General features: G+C 54.2%; 20 protein-coding genes. 15 read left to right on the top strand and 5 right to left on the bottom strand.

What is annotated here, in order from left to right; translation table 11 throughout:
- Window positions 1–132: 132 nt before the first annotated feature.
- Both IV04_RS06215 and metB read right to left on the bottom strand, forming a co-directional pair.
- The gene (locus IV04_RS06215) at window positions 133–2,568 is read right to left on the bottom strand and encodes a bifunctional aspartate kinase/homoserine dehydrogenase II (protein ID WP_037404303.1); all 2,436 of its coding nucleotides are present in this window, start codon (window positions 2,566–2,568) and stop codon (window positions 133–135) included.
- Window positions 2,569–2,570: 2 nt separating this feature from the next.
- Entirely contained in the window at window positions 2,571–3,731 is a 1,161-nt protein-coding gene (metB, locus tag IV04_RS06210; protein WP_037404301.1) for a cystathionine gamma-synthase, read from the bottom strand.
- A gap of 318 nt (window positions 3,732–4,049) precedes the next feature.
- On the opposite strand from metB, the gene metJ reads away from it, so the two are divergent.
- Window positions 4,050–4,367 (top strand): met regulon transcriptional regulator MetJ, encoded by a 318-nt coding sequence (gene metJ / locus IV04_RS06205; protein WP_037404299.1) that lies wholly within the window; start codon window positions 4,050–4,052, stop codon window positions 4,365–4,367.
- Between the two features lie 73 nt (window positions 4,368–4,440).
- Here the strand turns inward: metJ and rpmE are convergent, their stop codons facing one another.
- Entirely contained in the window at window positions 4,441–4,656 is a 216-nt protein-coding gene (gene rpmE / locus IV04_RS06200) for a 50S ribosomal protein L31 (RefSeq protein ID WP_037404298.1), read from the bottom strand.
- 232 nt (window positions 4,657–4,888) lie between these two features.
- Here rpmE and priA point away from each other — a divergent pair, with 232 nt between their 5' ends.
- The 7 genes from priA (at window position 4,889) to rraA (ending at window position 13,025) form a co-directional block, all read left to right on the top strand.
- On the top strand, window positions 4,889–7,084 hold the full coding sequence (priA, locus tag IV04_RS06195; RefSeq protein ID WP_037404296.1) for a primosomal protein N': 2,196 nt from the start codon (window positions 4,889–4,891) through the stop codon (window positions 7,082–7,084).
- 281 nt (window positions 7,085–7,365) lie between these two features.
- The gene (gene cytR / locus IV04_RS06190) at window positions 7,366–8,394 is read left to right on the top strand and encodes a DNA-binding transcriptional regulator CytR (protein WP_037404295.1); all 1,029 of its coding nucleotides are present in this window, start codon (window positions 7,366–7,368) and stop codon (window positions 8,392–8,394) included.
- 152 nt (window positions 8,395–8,546) lie between these two features.
- On the top strand, window positions 8,547–9,467 hold the full coding sequence (ftsN, locus tag IV04_RS06185; RefSeq protein WP_037404292.1) for a cell division protein FtsN: 921 nt from the start codon (window positions 8,547–8,549) through the stop codon (window positions 9,465–9,467).
- Between the two features lie 104 nt (window positions 9,468–9,571).
- Window positions 9,572–10,102, top strand: coding sequence for an ATP-dependent protease subunit HslV (gene hslV / locus IV04_RS06180; RefSeq protein WP_037404291.1), 531 nt, complete (start codon window positions 9,572–9,574; stop codon window positions 10,100–10,102).
- A 12-nt stretch (window positions 10,103–10,114) separates the two neighbouring features.
- Window positions 10,115–11,449, top strand: coding sequence for an HslU--HslV peptidase ATPase subunit (gene hslU / locus IV04_RS06175; protein ID WP_037404290.1), 1,335 nt, complete (start codon window positions 10,115–10,117; stop codon window positions 11,447–11,449).
- Window positions 11,450–11,546: 97 nt separating this feature from the next.
- On the top strand, window positions 11,547–12,464 hold the full coding sequence (locus tag IV04_RS06170) for a 1,4-dihydroxy-2-naphthoate polyprenyltransferase (RefSeq protein ID WP_037404289.1): 918 nt from the start codon (window positions 11,547–11,549) through the stop codon (window positions 12,462–12,464).
- 75 nt (window positions 12,465–12,539) lie between these two features.
- Window positions 12,540–13,025, top strand: a complete 486-nt coding sequence (rraA, locus tag IV04_RS06165) for a ribonuclease E activity regulator RraA (protein WP_037404288.1) — start codon at window positions 12,540–12,542, stop codon at window positions 13,023–13,025.
- A gap of 62 nt (window positions 13,026–13,087) precedes the next feature.
- On the opposite strand, the gene zapB is transcribed toward rraA, so the two are convergent.
- Window positions 13,088–13,327, bottom strand: a complete 240-nt coding sequence (gene zapB / locus IV04_RS06160) for a septal ring assembly protein ZapB (RefSeq protein ID WP_037404287.1) — start codon at window positions 13,325–13,327, stop codon at window positions 13,088–13,090.
- Between the two features lie 547 nt (window positions 13,328–13,874).
- On the opposite strand from zapB, the gene IV04_RS06155 reads away from it, so the two are divergent.
- The 5 genes from IV04_RS06155 (at window position 13,875) to fpr (ending at window position 19,202) form a co-directional block, all read left to right on the top strand.
- Window positions 13,875–14,720, top strand: a complete 846-nt coding sequence (locus IV04_RS06155) for an MIP/aquaporin family protein (protein ID WP_037404328.1) — start codon at window positions 13,875–13,877, stop codon at window positions 14,718–14,720.
- Window positions 14,721–14,747: 27 nt separating this feature from the next.
- On the top strand, window positions 14,748–16,256 hold the full coding sequence (glpK, locus tag IV04_RS06150) for a glycerol kinase GlpK (RefSeq protein ID WP_037404285.1): 1,509 nt from the start codon (window positions 14,748–14,750) through the stop codon (window positions 16,254–16,256).
- Between the two features lie 126 nt (window positions 16,257–16,382).
- Window positions 16,383–17,393, top strand: a complete 1,011-nt coding sequence (gene glpX, locus IV04_RS06145) for a class II fructose-bisphosphatase (RefSeq protein ID WP_037404284.1) — start codon at window positions 16,383–16,385, stop codon at window positions 17,391–17,393.
- A 433-nt stretch (window positions 17,394–17,826) separates the two neighbouring features.
- Window positions 17,827–18,450, top strand: a complete 624-nt coding sequence (locus tag IV04_RS06140) for a metalloregulator ArsR/SmtB family transcription factor (RefSeq protein ID WP_037404283.1) — start codon at window positions 17,827–17,829, stop codon at window positions 18,448–18,450.
- A 5-nt stretch (window positions 18,451–18,455) separates the two neighbouring features.
- On the top strand, window positions 18,456–19,202 hold the full coding sequence (gene fpr / locus IV04_RS06135) for a ferredoxin--NADP(+) reductase (protein ID WP_037404282.1): 747 nt from the start codon (window positions 18,456–18,458) through the stop codon (window positions 19,200–19,202).
- A 1-nt stretch (window position 19,203) separates the two neighbouring features.
- Here the strand turns inward: fpr and IV04_RS06130 are convergent, their stop codons facing one another.
- Window positions 19,204–19,623, bottom strand: a complete 420-nt coding sequence (locus IV04_RS06130; protein ID WP_037404280.1) for a DUF805 domain-containing protein — start codon at window positions 19,621–19,623, stop codon at window positions 19,204–19,206.
- Between the two features lie 224 nt (window positions 19,624–19,847).
- Between IV04_RS06130 and IV04_RS06125 the strand changes: the two genes are divergently transcribed.
- The gene (locus tag IV04_RS06125) at window positions 19,848–20,435 is read left to right on the top strand and encodes a DUF1454 family protein (RefSeq protein ID WP_037404278.1); all 588 of its coding nucleotides are present in this window, start codon (window positions 19,848–19,850) and stop codon (window positions 20,433–20,435) included.
- Window positions 20,436–20,562: 127 nt separating this feature from the next.
- Complete coding sequence (gene tpiA, locus IV04_RS06120; protein WP_037404276.1) at window positions 20,563–21,330, top strand: triose-phosphate isomerase; 768 nt, start codon at window positions 20,563–20,565, stop codon at window positions 21,328–21,330.
- The last annotated feature ends 66 nt before the right edge of the window (window positions 21,331–21,396 follow it).

The following is a 21,396-nucleotide window of genomic DNA, read 5'->3' as shown; positions in this document are numbered from 1 at the left end:
CGTATGTGCTCCCAAGAGTCAACAGGAAACTGAGGGTAATACCATGAGGAATCCTCACACAACATGAAAGAACTTCATGATCGTGTCGACGAGGATCGGAACCGGGCACCTTCCATAGCACCCGTCGGAGGATTAAAGCAGCTGTGCCAGGCGGTTAAGATCAGACTGGATCGCCCCAGCGGTCACATCACGCCCCGCCCCTGGCCCACGAATCACCAGCGGATTATCGCGATACCAGCGGCTTTCAATGGCAAAGACGTTGTCGCACGGCAACAGCGAAGCCAGTGGATGTTCTGGGCGCACGGCTTCTACGCCAACCCGAGCTTTACCATTAGCATCAAAACGCGCCACATGCCGCAGCACCAATCCCATTTCGCTGGCGGCTTCAAAGCGCTGCAGCATTTGCTGGTTCAGCGCATCGCCGTTTTCGAAGAACTGATCGATGGAACCTTGCTCCGCCCCGGCAGGCACCAGCGATTCCACACGCACCTGATTCGGCTCGATGTCGTAACCCGCTTCACGCGCCAGAATCACCAGTTTGCGCATAACGTCTTGCCCGGAGAGATCGACACGCGGATCCGGCTCCGTCAAACCCTGCTGCCACGCCTGATCCACCAGTTCAGTGAACGGCACCGTGCCGTCAAACTGCAGGAACAGCCAGGAGAGCGTCCCGGAGAAAATACCGCTGATCGCCAGGATGCTGTCGCCGCTGTCGCGCAGATCGCGCACGGTGTGGTTCACTGGCAAACCAGCCCCAACGGTGGCGTTATACAGCCAGTGGCTGCCGGTTTTAGCAAAAGCGTCACGAATCTGGCGATAATTACCACTACCTGATGCCCCCGCCAACTTATTGGCGCTGATAACGTGGAAACCGTAGCTGGCAAAATCCAGATACTGTTCTGCCATGTTTTCGCTGGCGGTAACGTCGAGCACCACCAGATCGTCAAACGGATGAGCACGCATCCACAGGAACAGCGACTCTTCATCCAGTTCCTGGGCTTCCTCTTCAAAAAACGCCAGCGCACGGCTGGTATCGAGCCCCTCGTAGTTCAACAGGCTGCGGCGGCTATCCACCACCCCGGCCAAGGTGAATTCAAAACCGCTACGTGCCGAGAGGTTTTTCTGCTCACGGGCAAACAGTTCCAGCCAGCGTGAACCAATGTTGCCCTTGCCAAACAGCACTAGGCCGATGCGTTTCTCTGCACGGAATAACGTTTGGTGCAGCCCCTGAATCAGCAGGCCAGTCGGCCCCTGACGCAACACCGCCACCAGGCTGATGCCATCTTCTGCCTGCCAGATGAACTCTACCGGCTGATCGTTCAACTGCTGGTAAAAACGGTGGCTGTGCAACGGATTCTTGCATACACCGGCACCGACCAGCGCCACCAGCGCCAGCCCTTCGCGCAGTTGCAGTTCACCCGGCAATACGGCCTGTTGCAGAATGCGCAACACGCTGTTCACCACTTCGGAGGTGTAACACAGTTGAATCAGGTTACGATCTGGATGAACGCCCACCGCCAGCGGTTTAATCTGTGCACGCTTCAACACCAGTTCCAGCTCTTTCTGCGCCAGTTTGAAGTCATGCCGTGACGCCACGCTGAATTCAATTAGGCAAACATCATCATGGCTGGTCACAATTTTGGCACCGGTACCCGAAGCCAGTACGCGTTCGATGCGCGTCGAGCCCTGCTCCGGTTGGTAGCTGCAACGCAGTTGCAGATCGATGTCACTGCCGGAAACCGGCTGCAATGTGCGAGTATGCAATACCGGTGCCGCCAGCCGTGCCAGCTCACTGGCTTCATCCAAGCGCAGCAGCGGCAGCAGACAAGCATCTTTCACCTTACGCGGATCGGCACTGTAGACCCCAGCCACGTCGCTCCAGATGGTGACACGCGCCACACCCGCCAAGGCACCAATCTGCGTAGCGGAATAGTCACTGCCGTTACGCCCGAGCAGTACGGTTTCACCGCTATCGTTGCGCGAAATAAAACCGGTCACCACCAAGCGTTTGCCCGGATGTTGCGCCAGCAACTGCTGCAATAATGGATAGGAACGGCCTTCGTCCACCTGGGGTTGTGCCACCCGTTCGGCACGCAAGAAATCGCGCGCATCGAGCCAAGCGGCCTGCATATCCTGCTTGTTCAGTACCGCAGCCATCAGGCGCGCCGACCAGATTTCACCGTGGCCCACCACTTCGGCGTACACTGCATCATCGACTTTGCCGTCCAGCAAGGCCGCCAAACGCTCAAGATCGTGAATGAATTCGGCAATCAGCGGTTCAGCCGTCTCCGGTGGCAATAAGCCAGAAATCAATTCGCTGTGATAACGGCGCAGCGTTTGCTGCACCTGGTATGCGGAAAGGCGATCGCTCTGGCTCAGCTTCAACCAGCTAATCAGTTGGTTAGTGGTACTCCCCGCCGCCGAAACCACCATCATGTCACCCGGCTGGCTGTACTCGGCCATGATCCCGGCCACCCGCTGATAACACTTCACATCAGCCAAGCTGCTACCACCAAATTTGTGCAGTTGACGCCCGTTTACTGCCCCTGCTACCGCAATTGCATTCATGCTTACCTCGTTGCCGCCGCCTGGAAGGCTTGTTCCAGATCGGCAATCAAATCATCACAGTCTTCAATACCCACAGAAATACGCAACAGACTTTCGGAAATCCCGGCTGCAGTGCGAGCTTCTGGCGCCATACCGGCGTGAGTCATGGTCGCCGCATGCGAGATCAGGCTTTCTACGCCACCCAATGATTCCGCCAGCGTAAACAGTTGCAAAGCCGAGAGGAAACGCCGCAACAGCGCTTCGTCACCGTCCAGTTCAAAGCTGAGCATGGCACCAAACCCGCGCTGCTGACGGCATGCAATCTCATGGCCTGGGTTTTCTGGCAGAGAAGGATGATACAGCTTTTTGACCAAGGGTTGCTGCTGTAAATAGCTGACAATCGCACCAGCGTTGTGCTGTGCCGCCTTGATGCGCGGTGACAAGGTACGGATGCCGCGCAGCAGCAGATAGCTGTCGAATGCTCCCCCGGTGACACCAATGTTATTCGCCCACCACGCCAGTTCTACCGCTAGCTCAGGATCCTTGGCGATCACCGTACCGGCCACCACATCAGAATGGCCATTGAGGTATTTGGTGCAGGAATGCACCACCAGATCGGCACCCAGCGCCAGTGGCTGTTGCAAGGCTGGGCTGAGGAAGGTGTTATCCACCACCGTGAGCGCCCCCACCTCGTGCGCGGCATTGCAGATTGCCGCAATATCGACCACGCGCAATAGCGGATTGCTCGGGCTTTCGATCAGCACCAGCTTCGGTTTTTGCGCCAACGCCTGTTGCAGCGCGGCCTCATTCCCCTGATCGACAAACAGCACGCGATAGGCACCACGCTTGCTCAGGCTGTCGAACAGGCGATAACTGCCGCCATAACAGTCGTGCGGAGCCACTAACAAGTCGCCCGGCTTCAGCAGCACGGTGGTCACCAGATGGATCGCCGACATCCCGCTGCTGGTCATCACTGCACCAGCACCGCCCTCAAGCTCCGCCAGCGCACGTTGCACCACATCACGTGTCGGGTTACCACGGCGGGAATAATCATGGGCGCGGGGCTGATTGAAGTCGATGAAGTTATAAGTGCTCGAAAGGTGGATTGGCGGGACGACACAACCGTACTGTTCGTCATTATTCAGACCGCTACGCACGGCAATGGTGGCTGGTTTACGCGTCATAGGGTGGCTCTGCTCTCGGAAAGTGGGTAAATGAAGCCTAAAGATTACCCGCAGCAAAAATAGACGTCAATACATCTGGACATCTAAACTTCTTTGCGTATAGATTGAGCAAAGAACCAATACCCGCTAAAATTGTAGCGGTTTGTTATGACGATAAGATGTTAATGCAAAAATGCTGGCATAAGGTCTGCTAAGAGTCGCAATTCGGTGAATCTTATCGCGCAAAATTGACATTTATTAGTGAGAACCGTGAAGATCGGGCATAATTGGCCGGTTTCTAGAATGTAGTAATTTTTCTGACAAATTTTAAGGTGTCCCATGGCTGAGTGGAACGGCGAGTATGTCAGCCCTTACGCTGAACACGGTAAAAAAAGCGAGCAAGTAAAGAAAATCACGGTGTCCATTCCGCTGAAGGTCCTGAAGATCCTCACTGATGAACGGACCCGCCGCCAGGTGAACAACCTGCGCCACGCAACCAACAGCGAATTGCTGTGCGAAGCATTCCTGCACGCTTTTACTGGCCAGCCGCTGCCGAACGATGACGATCTGCGCAAAGAACGCAGCGATGAAATCCCTGAAGCCGCGAAAGTGCTGATGCGTGAATTGGGTGTGGATCCCGATACCTGGGATTACTGATCCCGGCTGGCAGATGACAGAAACGAAAAAGGCGCCAGCGGCGCCTTTTTCATCTGACAGACAGTAAGAAAACTTATTTCTTAACGCCTGGCACGCTGAAACGCTTGTTAAAGCGGTCAACGCGGCCACCGGTAGCAACATCACGCTGCTTGCCAGTGTAGAACGGGTGGCATGCGCCACAAACGTCCAGGTTCAGATCGTGACCCACGGTTGAGCGGATTTTGATCACGTTACCGCAAGAGCAGTTAGCAGTAACTTCTTCGTATTTTGGGTGGATACCTTGTTTCATGGGAAACCTCTGTTAAGGCCGTGTCGCTATCCAGCCCTGTTTCGCCAGACACCACACGTGATTGATAAATTTTGATACGGAATTATATCAAAGGCGGCAAATTATACAGGATTAAATGCACCGCGCAAACGGATCTGCACATTTATGCTCACCTTCCTGCAACTCGAATTATTTAGGGGATAGCGGACTGCGGTGTAAACTAGCCCACACTTTTTTCTACTTGGATCGCCACATGCTCGTTGTACAGGTCGCTTTACCGGTCCCCCTTGCCCGCACCTTTGATTATCTGCTGCCAGAAGGCGTGCAGGCGGTGACTGGCGCACGCGTGGGTGTGCCCTGGGGTAAGCAACGGGCGATCGGAATTGTGGTCGGTTGCAGCGAAACCAGCGAACTGCCGCTGGAAAAACTCAAACCCATCGACAACCTGTTGGATAACGGTTCCCTGTTCTCCCCCAGCCTGTGGCGCATCCTGCTGTGGGCCGTTGAATACTACCATTACCCGATAGGCGAAGTGCTGTTCCACGCCCTGCCAGTCTTGCTGCGCCAGGGTAAACCGGCAGAGGCCGCGCCGCTGTGGCAATGGTTTGCCACTGAACAAGGGCGGGCCACGCCTCCGCAAAGCCTCAAACGCGCCCCCAAACAACAGCAGGCACTGGCGGCACTGTTGCAACGCCCGGTCTATCGCCATCAGGTCAGCGAACTGGAATTAACCGAAAGCGCACTACAGGCATTGCGCGCTAAAGGGTTGGCCGATCTCCGAGCCCAGGCTTTGGCAACGCAGGATTGGCGACCCGGCTTCGAAGTCCTCGGTGAGCGGTTACGCCTCAATACCGAACAGGCCACTGCCGTGGGTGCCATCCGCAGTGAAGACGAGCATTTCGCTGCCTGGCTGTTGGCTGGGGTAACCGGTTCCGGCAAGACCGAAGTTTATCTCAGCGTGCTGGAAAATATTCTGGCCAAAGGCAGGCAGGCACTGGTACTGGTGCCGGAAATCGGCCTGACGCCACAGACCATCGCCCGTTTCCGCGAACGATTTAACGCTCCGGTGGACGTGCTGCATTCCGGTTTGAACGACAGTGAACGGCTGGCTGTTTGGCTGCGTGCTCGCAGCGGTGAAACCGCCATTGTGATCGGCACCCGTTCGGCGCTATTCACCCCATTTTCGCGTCTTGGTGTCATCATTATCGATGAAGAACACGACAGTTCCTATAAGCAACAGGAAGGTTGGCGCTATCATGCGCGCGATCTGGCGGTGTTCCGAGCTCACGCCGAAGACATCCCGATGGTGATGGGATCTGCCACCCCGGCCCTGGAAACACTGCATAACGTGCAGTTGGGCAAGTATCGCCAGCTTAAACTGACTCAGCGCGCAGGTAATGCCAAACCAGCGAATCAACATCTGATCGACTTGAAGGGCTTGCCACTGAAAGTGGGGCTGTCGCAACCGTTGCTGAAAAGCATGCAACACCACTTGAAAAACGGTAATCAAGTGATGCTGTTCCTCAACCGCCGTGGTTATGCACCTGCGTTGTTATGCCATGAATGCGGCTGGATCGCCGAGTGCCAGCGCTGTGATCACTACTACACCCTGCACCAGAATCATCGCCAGTTGCGCTGCCACCACTGCGACAGCCAGCGCCCGGTGCCGCACCAGTGCCCACAGTGCGGTTCCACACATCTGGTCTCGGTCGGCGTGGGTACCGAACAACTGGAGAATGAGCTGGCACCGCTGTTCCCAGAAACAGCAATTACCCGTATCGATCGCGATACCACCAGCCGCAAAGGCTCGCTGGAACAACATCTGGCCGATATTCATCGCGGTGGCCCGCGTATTCTGATCGGCACTCAAATGCTGGCAAAAGGCCACCACTTCCCTGATGTGACATTGGTTGCACTGTTGGATGTCGATGGTGCTCTGTTCTCCGCCGACTTCCGTTCTGCCGAGCGCTTCGCCCAGCTATACACTCAGGTTTCTGGCCGAGCCGGGCGGGCGGGCAAACAGGGTGAAGTGCTGCTGCAAACCCACCATCCTGAACACCCCCTGCTGCAGATCCTGTTGCAACAGGGCTATGACGCCTTTGCCAAACAGACGCTGGCGGAGCGCAACAGCGTATTCCTGCCGCCGTATACCAGCCACATCATTGTGCGCTCTGAAGATCACGATAATCAGCAGGCACCGCTGTTCTTGCAGCAACTGCGCAATCTGCTGGAGGCCAGCCCGTTAAAAGATGATTCGTTATGGATCATGGGGCCGGTTCCGGCATTACAATCGAAGCGCGGTGGCCGTTTCCGTTGGCAATTGCTGTTGCAACATCCTTCCCGACGTTTGCTGCAACATCTGATGAAAACCACCTTGCCACTGATCGGCACCTTGCCACAGGCCCGTAAAGTGAAATGGGTGCTGGACGTCGATCCGATCGACAGTTGAACCCGGAGCAATCTGATTCAGCGCCTGGAGAACAAACGTTTACCCTTGAATTTGCGAGCGAACGCGAAAAACCCCTCCTAACTCACACTTTTTATGAAATTTAGGTAACAAAAGGCGGGCGTAATCTGTTTAGAATATCTGTGCGGACGTTTTGTCCCCCCAGCAGCATGTAGAAAAACGTTAAACGTGGATGGCGCTAACAATAATAACACCACCGCACGCCAGAATATGAGCACACCCAGTTGTCGCGTTGGCATGTGGCTAACGCAAGGAGAAAGGCGTTGGAACACAAGAAAGAACTATCCATGGCCACCATGAAGGACGTTGCTGAAATGGCCGGCGTTTCAACAGCCACCGTGTCACGTGCGCTGATGAATCCGGAAAAGGTATCAACACCAACGCGCCAGAAAGTAGAACAGGCCGTGCTGGCCGTAGGTTATTCCCCTCATGCCCTCACACGTAATATCAAGCGCAACGAATCCCGCACCATCCTGGTGATCGTCCCTGATATCTGCGATCCATTTTTTGCCGATGTGATCCAGGGGATCGAGCAAACGGCAGCGCAACAGGGTTATCTGGTGCTGATCGGCGACTGTGCGCAACAGAACCAGCAGGAACGCACTTTCGTTAACCTGATTATCACCAAACAAATCGACGGTATGTTGCTGCTCGGTTCCAACCTGCCGTTCGACGCCAGCAAAGAAGAGCAACGCAACCTGCCACCGATGGTGATGGCCAACGAATTTGCGCCCGAACTGGAGCTGCCAACGGTTCATATCGATAACCTGACCGCCGCCTTCGAAGCCGTACACTATCTGCACCAGCTCGGCCACAAACAAATCGCCTGCATCGCTGGGCCGGAACACATGCCGCTGAGCCATTATCGGCTTCAGGGCTATATCCAAGCACTGCGCCGCAACGGCATTCACGTTGAAAGCAGTTATATTACCCGGGGCGATTTCACCTACGAATCCGGTGCTCAGGCGTTGAAATCACTGATGGCGCTGCCAAAACCACCTACCGCCATCTTTTGCCACAACGACATTATGGCAATTGGCGTGCTGTTTCAGGCCAAAAAGCTGGGGTTGCGGGTACCGCAAGATCTCTCGGTCGTCGGCTTTGACGATATCAAACTGGCACAGTATTGTGATCCACCGTTAACCACGGTGGCCCAACCGCGCTTCCAGATCGGCCAACAGGCGATGTTACTGCTGCTGGAGCAATTGCATGGGCAAACGGTGAACAGCGGATCGCGGCTTTTGGACAGCGAATTGATTATCCGCGACAGCACTGCGGCCCCGAAACGCTAGTCAAACATTTTTGGGTTAAGTAACATGGCGGACCCAAAGCCTATCAAATAGGCGTAATTATTGTTGTGGCCATTGCTGCCGAACGGCAAGGATGGCCAATAAAACAGCCTGGAAGCTAGGCTTTAACCTCATCAGGACACAGCGGAATTCTAGTGGCACAGAGAGACTATGTAAGCCGCGGGCGCTCAGGGGCAGCGCGGCGCAAGACCCCCAGCCGTAAACGCAGCTCTCCGAAGGTATCCAAAACCGTGGTGGCGCTCGCTGCCGCCCTGGTGATTGTCTTTATCGGCGGCCTCTACTTCATCACGCATAACAAGCCAAGCGATGCGCCGCTACTGCCTGCACACAGTAATCGTCCAGGTAACGGCCTGCCGCCGAAGCCGGAAGAGCGTTGGCGCTATATCAAAGAGTTGGAAAACCGTCAGATTGGTGTGCAATCACCGACCGAGCCTACGGCTGGCGGTGAGATTAACTCCAAAACCCAATTGACCGACGAACAGCGCCAATTGCTGGAACAGATGCAGGCCGACATGCAACAACGCCCGACGCAGTTGTCTGAAGTGCCTTATAACGATCGCAGCACTGGCCGCCAACAGCAACAGATGCCGCAACAGCAAATCACGCCGCAGATGCAGCAGCAGCCAATACAACAGCAGCAGGTGAACTCGCCACGCAATCCGTTCAACAACGGTGCGGCACCGGTACAGCAACAGCAGGTGCAACAGCCGAAGCCGCAAACGGTCACACCGCCGGTACCAACCCGGCAGCCGGAACCGAAGCCTAAACCGGAAGTGAAGCCTGAAGTTAAAACAGAAACGGCCAAACAGGAAACCAAGCCCGAGCAGAAACAGAAGTGGATGGTGCAATGTGGTTCGTTCCGTGCCACCGACCAGGCCGAATCCGTACGAGCGCAGTTGGCATTTGAAGGCATCGAAAGCCGCATAACCTCAGGTGGCGGCTGGAACCGCGTGATGCTTGGCCCATACAGCACCCGAGCAGCAGCCGACAAAGCCCTGGCCCGCCTGAAGAGCTCCGGTATGGCAAGTTGCATTCCCCTCGCCGTTGGGGGTTGAAAAGCGTCACTGCTCCCCCAACTATACTCTCAATATGTGCCCCGTTGTTTCTGCGCCAGCAGAGACAACGGGGTCTTCTTTCCGTCTGCAACGAGGATCTGCTCGTGACAACAATTGTAAGCGTACGCCGCAACGGCCAGGTAGTGATCGGTGGCGATGGCCAGGCCACACTGGGCAATACGGTCATGAAGGGCAACGTCAAAAAAGTCCGTCGCCTGTATAACGACAAAGTGATTGCCGGTTTTGCTGGTGGCACTGCTGACGCCTTCACGCTGTTCGAACTGTTCGAGCGCAAACTGGAGATGCACCAGGGCCATCTGGTGAAAGCCGCCGTGGAACTGGCGAAAGACTGGCGTACCGATCGTATGCTGCGCAAACTCGAAGCGCTGCTGGCGGTAGCTGATGAAAACGCCTCGCTGATCATCACCGGTAACGGCGACGTGGTGCAGCCAGAAAATGATTTGATCGCCATCGGCTCAGGCGGCCCTTATGCCCAGTCGGCGGCCCGCGCGCTGTTGGAAAATACCGAGCTGAGCGCCCGTGAAATCGTTGAGAAATCCCTCAGCATCGCGGGTGACATCTGTATTTACACCAACCATTTCCACACCATTGAAGAATTGCCTTCCAAAGCGTAAGGATCGAATACCATGTCTGAAATGACTCCGCGCGAAATTGTCAGCGAACTGGACAGCTATATCATTGGCCAGAACAAGGCCAAACGCGCTGTCGCTATCGCCCTGCGTAACCGCTGGCGCCGGATGCAGCTCAACGAGACGCTGCGTCACGAAGTGACCCCAAAAAATATTCTGATGATCGGCCCGACCGGCGTCGGTAAAACCGAGATCGCCCGCCGCCTGGCCAAGCTGGCTAATGCCCCGTTCATCAAAGTGGAAGCCACCAAGTTCACCGAGGTGGGCTATGTCGGTAAAGAAGTTGACTCGATCATCCGCGATCTGACTGATGCCGCCGTGAAAATGGTGCGCTTGCAGTCGATTGAGAAAAACCGTACCCGTGCCGAAGAAATGGCCGAAGAACGTATTCTCGACGTGCTGATCCCACCGGCCAAAAATAACTGGGGCCAACCCGAAGAACAGCAAGAACCTTCTGCCGCCCGTCAGGTATTCCGCAAGAAATTGCGTGAAGGCCAGTTGGACGATAAAGAAATCGAAATTGATCTGGCCGCAGCCCCGGTGGGCGTCGAAATCATGGCCCCTCCGGGCATGGAAGAGATGACCAACCAGTTGCAGTCCATGTTCCAAAACCTGGGCGGGCAGAAACAGAAACCACGCAAGCTGAAAATCAAAGAGGCTTTCAAACTGCTGGTGGAAGAAGAAGGCGCCAAGCTGGTGAACCCAGAGGAACTGAAAGAGCAGGCGGTGGAAGCCGTTGAGCAGCACGGCATCGTGTTTATCGATGAGATCGACAAAATCTGTAAGCGTGGCGGCCAGACGTCCGGCCCGGACGTTTCCCGTGAAGGCGTACAGCGCGATCTGCTGCCGCTGGTGGAAGGTTGCACGGTATCGACCAAACATGGGATGGTAAAAACCGACCACATCCTGTTTATCGCTTCCGGCGCTTTCCAGACTGCCAGCCCTTCCGACCTGATCCCGGAACTGCAGGGCCGCCTGCCAATCCGCGTTGAACTGCAGGCGCTCACCACCGAAGATTTCGAGCGCATCCTGACCGAGCCTAGTGCATCGCTGACCGAGCAATACAAAGCGCTGATGGGTACTGAAGGCGTGACGATCGATTTCACTGCTGAGGGCATCCGCCGCATCGCTGAAGCCGCCTGGCAGGTGAACGAAAGCACCGAAAATATCGGCGCACGCCGCTTGCACACCGTTCTGGAACGCCTGATGGAAGATATTTCCTATGACGCGAGTGAAATTAACGGTCAATCCATTACAATTGACGCCGATTACGTGCGCAATCATCTGGATGAACTGGTAGCGGATGAAGATCTGAGTCGTTTTATCCTATAATCGCGCCATCACTGTCCTGTCAGTTATCGTTGTGGGAGGCATTGCCTCCCGCATTTATTTCGAATGGACACCGCCTTTTGACTTACTGAAGCGAAACATGAGCTTATCAACCCCCACTACTCCGGCTAAAGCCTGGCTGGAAAGTTTACGGCCCCGAACTCTGCCGCTGGCATTTGCTTCCATCGTGGTAGGTTCCGCCATCGCCGCCTGGCAAGGCAGCCTTAAACCAGGCGTAGCCCTGTTGGCCTTGTTGACCGCAGGCCTGTTACAGATCCTCTCCAATCTGGCCAACGATTACGGCGACGCAGTAAAAGGCAGCGATAAGGAAGATCGTATCGGCCCGCTACGCGGCATGCAGAAAGGCATGATCACTCAGGCCCAGATGAAACGGGCGTTGATACTGACGGTGATCCTGATTGCCATTTCCGGTTGCTGGCTGATTGCTGTGGCCTGTGAAAAACCCGGTGATGTGGTGGGTTTTCTGGTGTTGGGTGGCTTGGCGATCGCCGCCGCCATTACCTATACCGTGGGTAATAAACCCTATGGCTATCTGGGGTTGGGTGATATTTCTGTTCTGGTATTTTTCGGCTGGCTCAGCGTGGCGGGCTCACACTATCTGCAAACGCACACCTTTGACAGCATCGTGATGCTACCTGCGACCGCCTGTGGCCTGTTGGCAGCGGCGGTACTCAACATCAATAACCTGCGCGATATCGAAAGCGATCGCGTCAACGGCAAAAATACCCTGGCGGTGCGTCTTGGGCCACAGAAAGCACGTTACTACCACGCCGTGCTGTTGATCGCCGCCGTAGCGTGCTTTGCTCTGTTTGCTCTGCTTAACCTGCACAGCCTGTGGGGCTGGCTGTTTGTATTGGCCATACCGCTGCTGTTTCGCCACGCTATGCGCGTGCTGCGCGATCCGACGGCCATTGGCATGCGCCCACTGTTGGAGCATATGGTAAAAGCCGCATTATTGGCCAACCTGTTATTCGCGATTGGTGTCGTACTCAGTTAAAAACTGATGGTTTTGCCAACAGGGCGAATAAAGGGATATACTGACTATTCCAGCGGCAAACAGACGTAAAATCCTATGAAATACGATACTTCCGAACTCTGCGATATCTATCAGGAAGAGGTCAACGTAGTTGAGCCTCTATTCTCCAATTTTGGCGGGCGTACTTCATTTGGCGGGCAGATCACCACGGTGAAATGCTTTGAGGATAACGGCCTGTTGTTCGAACTGCTCGAAGAAAATGGCCGTGGCCGTGTGCTGCTGATTGATGGCGGCGGCTCTGTACGCCGCGCCCTGATCAACGCCGAACTGGCACGTTTGGCCACCAAGAATGAATGGGAAGGCATCGTGGTTTACGGTGCAGTACGCCAGGTGGACGATCTGGAAGAGTTGGACATCGGTATTCAGGCGATGGCGGCGATCCCGGTGGGGGCAGCCAGTGAAGGCATCGGTGAAAGTGATATCCGCGTCAATTTCGGTGGTGTGACCTTCTTCTCCGGCGATCATTTATACGCCGACAATACCGGTATCATTCTTTCCGAAGATCCTCTGGATATCGAGTAACGGCTAAATGTGAAAAAGGGCGCTCCAAGCGCCCTTTTCGATCGCAAAACACGGAAGAAGAATTAAACCTCTTCCATTTTGCCCAGCAGCGCACGCAGGCGATCCTGCCACAGATGCTGCTCTTCTTTCAGTTGCTGATTCTCACGCGCCAGCGCTTCGTGGTTACCTGCCGCGCTCTGAACTTCCTGAGCTAACGCACTATTCTTTTCTTTCAGTTCTTCAATTTCCATCTGCAACAACGTGATGGTATCAATCGCCTGCTGAACTTTCGCTTCCAGTTTTTCAAATACTTCAAATGACATTATTCAGTCCCCTCATGATAGCAAGGCGTGCATCTCTAGGTAGTGCCGCAACTTCAGGTGCAGCTACTGCGAATATGCATCGCGCCAAATTGACAGGCGTTGGTGTGGCAAACGCGCCAGCCTCAAGAAAACGCTTCTTTCGATAAAAACGATTGTATGTAGCCTGCCTCTCACTGTCTAGCAACATACCGGCCCAACACGCAGTCTGTTGCAATTTTCCAACCACTGCTAGCAGTTAAAGCTGAAAATTGCTTTTGCTACCTCCAGAGTTGTTAACAAAAAGGGAGCAACGCAATAGCCGGACCACACTTTTAGGTGTACAGAAAGAGCGCTAAACAACGCGAATTCGCTCAATTTTATGACGCGGTACACACATTTTGATTTCGCTATTTCTCGTTTATGTTCGTTAACGATAAATTCACATCGCGTCCTCAATCAAAAAGTGGACGATTATAGAAAAGAGATGCACCAACAGGCAGAAATACACGAAGCCTGTATACCCAGCAGGATACAAACCTATAAACAACGTCTGCAGGACAACAATATTATGAGCCAAACCACCAGTCCGACTTTAAAGGGTCAGTGTATCGCGGAATTCCTCGGTACCGGCCTGTTGATCTTTTTTGGCGTAGGCTGCGTTGCAGCACTGAAACTGGCCGGTGCCAGCTTCGGCCAGTGGGAAATCAGTATCATTTGGGGCCTGGGCGTTGCCATGGCCATCTATCTGACAGCGGCGATCTCCGGGGCACACCTGAACCCGGCCGTCACACTGGCACTTTGGTTATTCGCTTGCTTTGATGGCCGCAAAGTCCTCCCTTACATCGTGTCACAGATTGCCGGTGCCTTCTGTGCCGCTGCGCTGGTCTACGGCCTGTATTACAACCTGTTCTTCGACTTTGAGAGCACCCATCAGATGGTGCGGGGCAGTGACGAAAGCCTGGCGTTGGCCGGTATTTTCTCTACCTATCCTAATGCTCATATCTCTGTCGGCCAGGCCTTCCTGGTTGAAATGGTGATCACCGCCATCCTGATGTGCCTGATTCTGGCACTGACCGACGACGGCAACGGTATTCCGCGTGGCCCGCTGGCACCGCTGCTCATCGGTATTCTGATTGCCGTTCTTGGTGCCTCTATGGGACCATTGACCGGCTTCGCCATGAACCCGGCGCGTGATTTCGGTCCGAAACTGTTCGCTTATCTGGCAGGTTGGGGCAATGTAGCCTTTACTGGCGCACGCGATATCCCTTACTTCCTGGTGCCAATTTTCGGCCCTATCGTCGGTGCAGGTTTAGGGGCTTTCGGTTATCGTGCGCTGATTGGCCGCCATCTGCCTTGCGATATATGCGTCGAAGAAGATCAACCCACGGTCAAATCAGAGCAGCGTAATGCGTGATTGGCACAATTCATAAGGATTAAACTCATGACAACAGAAAAAAAATACATTGTCGCGCTCGATCAGGGAACAACCAGTTCACGTGCCGTAGTGCTCGATCACGACGCCAACATTGTTGCGGTATCGCAGCGTGAGTTCACCCAAATCTACCCGAAACCTGGCTGGGTGGAACACGATCCGATGGAAATCTGGTCTTCACAAAGTTCTACGCTGGTGGAAGTGCTGGCCAAAGCGGATATCAGCTCTGACCAAATCGCCGGTATCGGTATTACCAACCAGCGCGAAACCACCATCGTCTGGGAAAAAGAGACCGGCAAGCCGATTTATAATGCCATCGTCTGGCAGTGCCGCCGTACCGCAGAAATCTGCGAAGAGCTCAAGCGTGAAGGGCTGGAAGAATACATCCGTCACAACACCGGGCTGGTAGTTGATCCCTACTTCTCAGGCACCAAAGTCAAATGGATCCTCGATCACGTTGAAGGCGCTCGTGAACGTGCCAAACGTGGCGAACTGCTGTTCGGTACCGTTGACACCTGGCTGGTCTGGAAAATGACCCAAGGACGGGTGCACGTAACCGATTTCACCAACGCCTCACGCACCATGATGTTCAACATCCATCAGTTGGATTGGGATGAGCGCATGCTGGAAGTGCTGGATATTCCACGCGCCATGCTGCCGCAAGTTCGCCCGTCGTCAGAAGTCTATGGCCAAACCAATATTGGTGGTAAAGGCGGTACGCGTATCCCTATTGCCGGGATCGCCGGTGACCAGCAAGCGGCGCTGTATGGCCAGCTCTGCGTGCAACCGGGCATGGCAAAAAATACCTATGGCACAGGCTGCTTCCTGCTGATGAATACCGGCACTGAAGCCGTGCGTTCCAATCATGGCCTGTTGACGACCATCGCCTGTGGCCCGCGCGGTGAAGTGAACTATGCGCTGGAAGGTGCGGTGTTTATCGGTGGTGCTTCGATCCAGTGGCTGCGCGATGAGCTGAAGTTGATCAGCGATGCCGCTGACTCCGAGTATTTTGCCACCAAGGTCAAAGACAGCAACGGGGTGTACGTGGTGCCTGCCTTTACTGGCCTGGGTGCTCCTTACTGGGATCCGTATGCCCGTGGCGCCATCTTTGGCCTGACGCGCGGTGTGAACAGCAATCACATTATCCGTGCCACGCTGGAGTCCATCGCCTACCAGACGCGCGACGTGCTGGATGCGATGCAGGCTGATGCCAACACCCGCCTGCAATCGCTGCGTGTGGACGGTGGCGCAGTTGCCAACAACTTCCTGATGCAGTTCCAGTCTGACATCCTCGGCACCCGTGTTGAGCGCCCTGAAGTGCGTGAAGTCACGGCGTTGGGTGCAGCTTACCTGGCAGGCTTGGCGATCGGCTACTGGAACGATCTGGATGAAGTGAAGAGCAAAGCCAACATTGAGCGTGAATTCCGCCCCGGTATCGAAACCACCGAGCGTAATTTCCGTTACAGCGGCTGGAAAAAAGCCGTGGCCCGTGCGCAAGCCTGGGAAGATCACGACTAGGTTTACCGGCTGTTTTGCCCTGATAATGCGCTGCCCACGGGCAGCGTTTTTTTACCCCGCCTTGCTACTGCCGCCCTGTGATAAACTTCTAAAATCTTTCTTCCTTTCCTTAATCACAGGTTTGCCATGAAACGTGAATTAGCCATCGAATTTTCCCGCGTTACCGAAGCCGCCGCTCTAGCGGGTTACAAATGGTTGGGTCGCGGCGACAAAAATGCGGCTGACGGTGCCGCCGTTAATGCGATGCGCATTATGCTCAATAAAGTGGATATCGATGGCCGTATTGTGATCGGTGAAGGCGAGATTGATGAGGCCCCAATGTTGTTCATCGGTGAGCAGGTCGGCACCAGTCAGGGCGATGCGGTGGATATTGCCGTCGATCCGATCGAAGGCACCAGAATGACCGCCATGGGCCAGTCCAACGCGCTGGCCGTGTTGGCCGTTGGCGATCGGGGCACCTTCCTGCATGCACCAGACATGTATATGGAAAAACTGGTGGTTGGCCCTGAGGCACGCGGAGTTATCGATCTCAATCTGCCGCTGGCAGAAAACCTGCACAATGTCGCCGCTCGTCTTGGCAAACCGCTGTCAGAACTGACGGTAATCACCTTGGCGAAACCACGCCACGATGCCGTAATCGCCCAGATGCAACAGCTTGGCGTAAAAGTGTTTGCCATTCCAGACGGCGACGTAGCAGCCTCTATTTTGACCTGCATGCCGGACAGCGAAGTGGATGTGATGTACGGTATCGGTGGTGCACCAGAAGGTGTGATATCCGCCGCAGTGATCCGTGCGTTGGATGGTGACATGCAAGCCCGCTTGTTACCCCGCCATCAGGTGAAAGGTGATAGCACAGAAAATCGCCGCATCGGTGAACAGGAGTTGGCACGGTGCAAAGAGATGGGTATCGACGTTGGCAAAGTGCTGATTCTGGAAGAAATGGCACGCAATGATAACGTGATTTTTTCCGCCACCGGCATCACCAAGGGCGATCTGCTGGAAGGCATTACCCGCAAAGGCAGCATCGCCACCACCGAAACCCTGCTGATTCGTGGTAAATCACGCACTATTCGCCGCATCCGCTCAATCCATTATCTGGATCGCAAAGACGCTGCATTGCACGAATTCCTGCTGTAAACCTCAAGGGCACCGCATGCGGTGCCCAATTCCGATGAACATGTTACCCCCCTTTAATACGCGGATCTCACCGTCATCAAAACTGCCAATTCAGTATTTATCAGTACTTGTTATATCATTAGATTTATCTTATTACCGCCATTAACGTGTTCACTCCTCATTACATTCACTCTTACCTAAAGTGCCAAAGATAAACCGCAAAGCGCTATCCTTGTGCCACATAAGCTAAAAAATCTGAATATTAGCGAGCTTCAGGCCTATATAAACGACAGCGATGCTGGCAATATTGACTTTAATTTTCGTAAATTAAACTGTACGAATAATCAAAAAGGGTTAAAAATACCAAATGAATTGCTGTAGTTCAGCTGTAGCATTTAATCGATAACTATTTTCATCAACTTAAAATAATATGACCACCATAGGGATTTGGTTTATGAAAACGCCAGAACTGATTTTATTGCAGCTAAAAACCTTAGGCCCCCACTCAGCCAAAATGCTGGCCGAGCTGCTTGAGATCACGCCGATGGGGATTCGTCAGCATCTGCATGCCCTAGAGAAACGTGAGCTGGTTTGTTACGAGGAAACTCGCACTAAAGTAGGCCGACCGACGCGCTATTGGTCACTCACCCAACAAGGCCATGCCCAGTTTGCCGACAGCCACGATAGGCTGTCGCAAGCGTTGCTGGAATCAGTCGGCGAACTGTTTGGTTCTGAAGGTTTGGATAAACTGATTCTCGCACGGGAAGAAAAACTCTTCCGCCGCTATGCCGATGAGCTGGCACAAGAGGAGCACCCACTGGGGAAGCTCTCTCGCCTGGTGCGCCTGCGCCAGCACGACGGTTACATGGCTGAGTTACTCGACCATCCGCAGGGCAAACTGCTGGTGGAAAATCATTGCCCTATCGGCGTAGCCGCCAGTGCATGCAGTAAATTGTGTAATTCAGAACTGCAACTGTTCCATCGTCTGCTTGGCCAGGATTACCAGATAGAGCGCACGGCGCATGCCATTTCCGGCTCACGACATTGTGCTTATTTGATTCAAACAGAGGAGCTTTAAACAGTATGGCTGAATGGGTTAATGGCAAAGTCACGCAGATAACACACTGGACGGAAACATTATTCAGTCTCACCCTCGATGCCCCAATCGACAGCTTCACCGCCGGGCAGTTCGCCAAACTGGCGTTGGAGATCGACGGTGAACGTGTTCAGCGCGCCTATTCGTATGTCAACGCACCCAACGATCCCAATCTGGAACTCTATCTGGTTACCGTGCCGGAAGGTAAACTCAGCCCAAAACTCAACCAGTTGCAACCGGGCGCAGAAGTGATGATCACCAAAGAGGCCGCCGGTTTCTTTGTGCTGGAGGAAGTGCCGGACTGCGATACGCTGTGGATGCTGGCGACAGGGACAGCCATCGGCCCTTACCTGTCAATTCTGCAGCAAGGCCAAGACCTGGAACGATTCAACCATCTGGTGCTGGTTCATGCGGCACGCTTTGCACGAGACCTCAGCTATCTACCCTTGATGCAGCAACTGCAACAACGCTATCAGGGGAAGTTACGCATTCAGACCGTAGTCAGCCGCGAAGAAGCCGCCGGATCGCTAACCGGACGTGTGCCTGCACTGATCGAAGATGGGCAGTTGGAAGCCGCCGTAGGTTTAACCCTCAATGCCGAAACCAGCCATGTGATGTTGTGCGGTAACCCACAGATGGTGCGTGATACACAACAAACGCTGAAAGAATGCCATCAGATGCGTAAGCACCTGCGCCGCAAACCTGGGCATATCACCAGCGAGCATTATTGGTAATTTAACGCAACTTGACGGGTTCGGCCTCAGGGCCGAATCGGTTATCACCAGGAGTCCCGACAAAAGCCCCCAGATCGAGCGCCATCATCACCATAATCAGCGACGGAATAAAACGGCCAACGCCCCATTGCCAGATCGGTGCCAGCATCTGCCAGTTCCCTGCAGCCAACATCCAGGCCAGGATCAGTAACAGCGCCCACCAACCGCTCTTGTTACGATCGTGCAAGCGCTTAACCAGTACCGCCGCCGTTGGCCACAGCAAAACCACAATAAAGAAAGCGATCGACTGGATCGCCACCAGATGGTAGTTAGCCAGCGTGAAAGCAGCCGCCATCAGCACCAGCCAGAGACCGATCCAGATCCAGAAATCGCGCCGCCCGATGCGGCCCTTAAACGAGAAACACCACTGTTGTAACGTCATTGATTCATGCACTCTCGGCCTGCCCATGCCCTTTACTTGAAGCTCTAACATTGTTGACTGCAACTTCACGTATTTTGGGTATATATTCTATGACGCAGTGTAACATAGACCATACCAGGTTGAGATTTCTGCCAGGCAGAAAGCCGACCGACATACATGCAACTTGAAGTATGACGAGTATATCGCTTTAATCGGAGTCATCCTTGTTACCGATACCGTCTATCATGCTGAGAAAAATCATCGCTATTGCCTGCCTGTTATTCGGTATTGGCAACGTTTGGGCCGACCCACCGGACGCCGTTGCAGGTGCCCCGCCAAACGCACCTTATCTGCTGGCCGGAGCGCCAACATTTGATTTGACGATAGTGCGATTTCGCGAAAAATATAACCGCGACAACCCGAAATTACCGATCGGTGAGTTCCGCGCGATTGCCGCCAAGGAAGACGACTCCCCTCTGTTGACCCGTGCCGCCAGCAAGCTTAACGAAAATCTGTACGCATCTACCGCGTTGGAAAAAGGCACAGGTAAAATCAAAACGTTGCAAATCACCCATTTGCCCTTGCAAGGTAATGAAGAAAAAGCCGCCCGGGCGATCTCCGTTAATTACATGGCCGCCCTGATGCGCCAATTCGAACCCGCATTGACCGTGGAAGAAAGCATCATCAAGGTGAGCAATTTGCTGGAAAAAGGCAAAGGCCTGCGCTTTTATCAGCATCAGGTCGGCGCGATACGTTATGTGATCGCAGACAACGGCGATCAGGGGATCACCTTCGCTGTTGAACCGATTAAGCTGGCGCTGGCGGAACCCTGAGAACCCCGGCAATCAATGACAAAAAGCAAAGCCTTTGTGCTTATTCATCTCTATACTGTCAGGCAGGTAAATTGCCGGTCTGGCAGTGGTTATTTCGACCCTCGTGTCCCTTTTTTGGAGAAAAAACATGCGTCATCCATTAGTTATGGGTAACTGGAAGCTTAACGGCAGCACCAATATGGTCAATGAACTGATCGCGGGCCTGCGTAAAGAACTGAGCAGCGTTGACGGTTGTGGCGTAGCCATTGCCCCACCGGTCATGTATCTGGATCAGGCCAAGCACGCATTGGGCGGTAGCCGTATCGCACTGGGCGCACAAAACGTGGACGTTAACCTGTCTGGTGCCTTCACCGGCGAAGTCTCTGCCGACATGCTGAAGGACGTCGGTGCGCAATACATCATCATTGGCCACTCTGAGCGCCGGACTTATCACAAAGAAAGCGATGCCGCGATCGCTGAGAAATTTGCCGTGCTGAAAGCGGCTGGCCTGATCCCTGTGCTGTGCATCGGTGAAACCGAAGCAGAAAACGAAGCAGGTAAAACCGAAGAAGTTTGTGCACGCCAACTCGACGCCGTGCTGAAAACTCAAGGTGCAGAGGCCTTCAAAGGCACCGTGATCGCTTATGAACCTGTCTGGGCTATTGGCACCGGCAAATCTGCTACCCCTGCGCAAGCACAGGCCGTACACAAATTTATCCGCGATCATATCGCCAAGCAGGATGCTGCTGTCGCTGCTGAAGTGATCATCCAGTACGGTGGTTCGGTAAACGACAAAAATGCCGCAGAACTGTTTACTCAGCCAGATATCGATGGCGCACTGGTGGGTGGCGCATCACTGAAAGCCGACGCTTTCGCCGTGATCGTCAAAGCCGCTGCCGCAGCGAAAAAAGCCTGATTTCCCGGTCTGAAATAGCAAAACCCCGGTTATCCGGGGTTTTTTGTTGTATTCAGAAAACCCCCA

Origin of the sequence: Serratia sp. Ag1, assembly GCF_000743355.1 — a bacterium.
Lineage (GTDB): Bacteria > Pseudomonadota > Gammaproteobacteria > Enterobacterales > Enterobacteriaceae > Chania.
The sequence above is the reverse complement of the archived record's forward strand: the minus strand, read 5'-3'. Positions and strand labels throughout refer to the sequence as shown.

What these genes read in the sequence shown, in the direction of transcription:
- metB (WP_037404301.1), bottom strand. Translation starts at nt 3,731, where the DNA reads ATGACGCGTAAACCAGCCACCATTGCCGTGCGTAGCGGTCTGAATAAT.
- tpiA (WP_037404276.1), top strand. Translation starts at nt 20,563, where the DNA reads ATGCGTCATCCATTAGTTATGGGTAACTGGAAGCTTAACGGCAGCACC.
- IV04_RS06215 (WP_037404303.1), bottom strand. Translation starts at nt 2,568, where the DNA reads ATGAATGCAATTGCGGTAGCAGGGGCAGTAAACGGGCGTCAACTGCAC.
- rpmE (WP_037404298.1), bottom strand. Translation starts at nt 4,656, where the DNA reads ATGAAACAAGGTATCCACCCAAAATACGAAGAAGTTACTGCTAACTGC.
- IV04_RS06140 (WP_037404283.1), top strand. Translation starts at nt 17,827, where the DNA reads ATGAAAACGCCAGAACTGATTTTATTGCAGCTAAAAACCTTAGGCCCC.
- hslU (WP_037404290.1), top strand. Translation starts at nt 10,115, where the DNA reads ATGTCTGAAATGACTCCGCGCGAAATTGTCAGCGAACTGGACAGCTAT.
- IV04_RS06155 (WP_037404328.1), top strand. Translation starts at nt 13,875, where the DNA reads ATGAGCCAAACCACCAGTCCGACTTTAAAGGGTCAGTGTATCGCGGAA.
- glpX (WP_037404284.1), top strand. Translation starts at nt 16,383, where the DNA reads ATGAAACGTGAATTAGCCATCGAATTTTCCCGCGTTACCGAAGCCGCC.
- glpK (WP_037404285.1), top strand. Translation starts at nt 14,748, where the DNA reads ATGACAACAGAAAAAAAATACATTGTCGCGCTCGATCAGGGAACAACC.
- fpr (WP_037404282.1), top strand. Translation starts at nt 18,456, where the DNA reads ATGGCTGAATGGGTTAATGGCAAAGTCACGCAGATAACACACTGGACG.
- priA (WP_037404296.1), top strand. Translation starts at nt 4,889, where the DNA reads ATGCTCGTTGTACAGGTCGCTTTACCGGTCCCCCTTGCCCGCACCTTT.
- IV04_RS06130 (WP_037404280.1), bottom strand. Translation starts at nt 19,623, where the DNA reads ATGACGTTACAACAGTGGTGTTTCTCGTTTAAGGGCCGCATCGGGCGG.
- IV04_RS06170 (WP_037404289.1), top strand. Translation starts at nt 11,547, where the DNA reads ATGAGCTTATCAACCCCCACTACTCCGGCTAAAGCCTGGCTGGAAAGT.
- zapB (WP_037404287.1), bottom strand. Translation starts at nt 13,327, where the DNA reads ATGTCATTTGAAGTATTTGAAAAACTGGAAGCGAAAGTTCAGCAGGCG.
- IV04_RS06125 (WP_037404278.1), top strand. Translation starts at nt 19,848, where the DNA reads ATGCTGAGAAAAATCATCGCTATTGCCTGCCTGTTATTCGGTATTGGC.
- metJ (WP_037404299.1), top strand. Translation starts at nt 4,050, where the DNA reads ATGGCTGAGTGGAACGGCGAGTATGTCAGCCCTTACGCTGAACACGGT.
- rraA (WP_037404288.1), top strand. Translation starts at nt 12,540, where the DNA reads ATGAAATACGATACTTCCGAACTCTGCGATATCTATCAGGAAGAGGTC.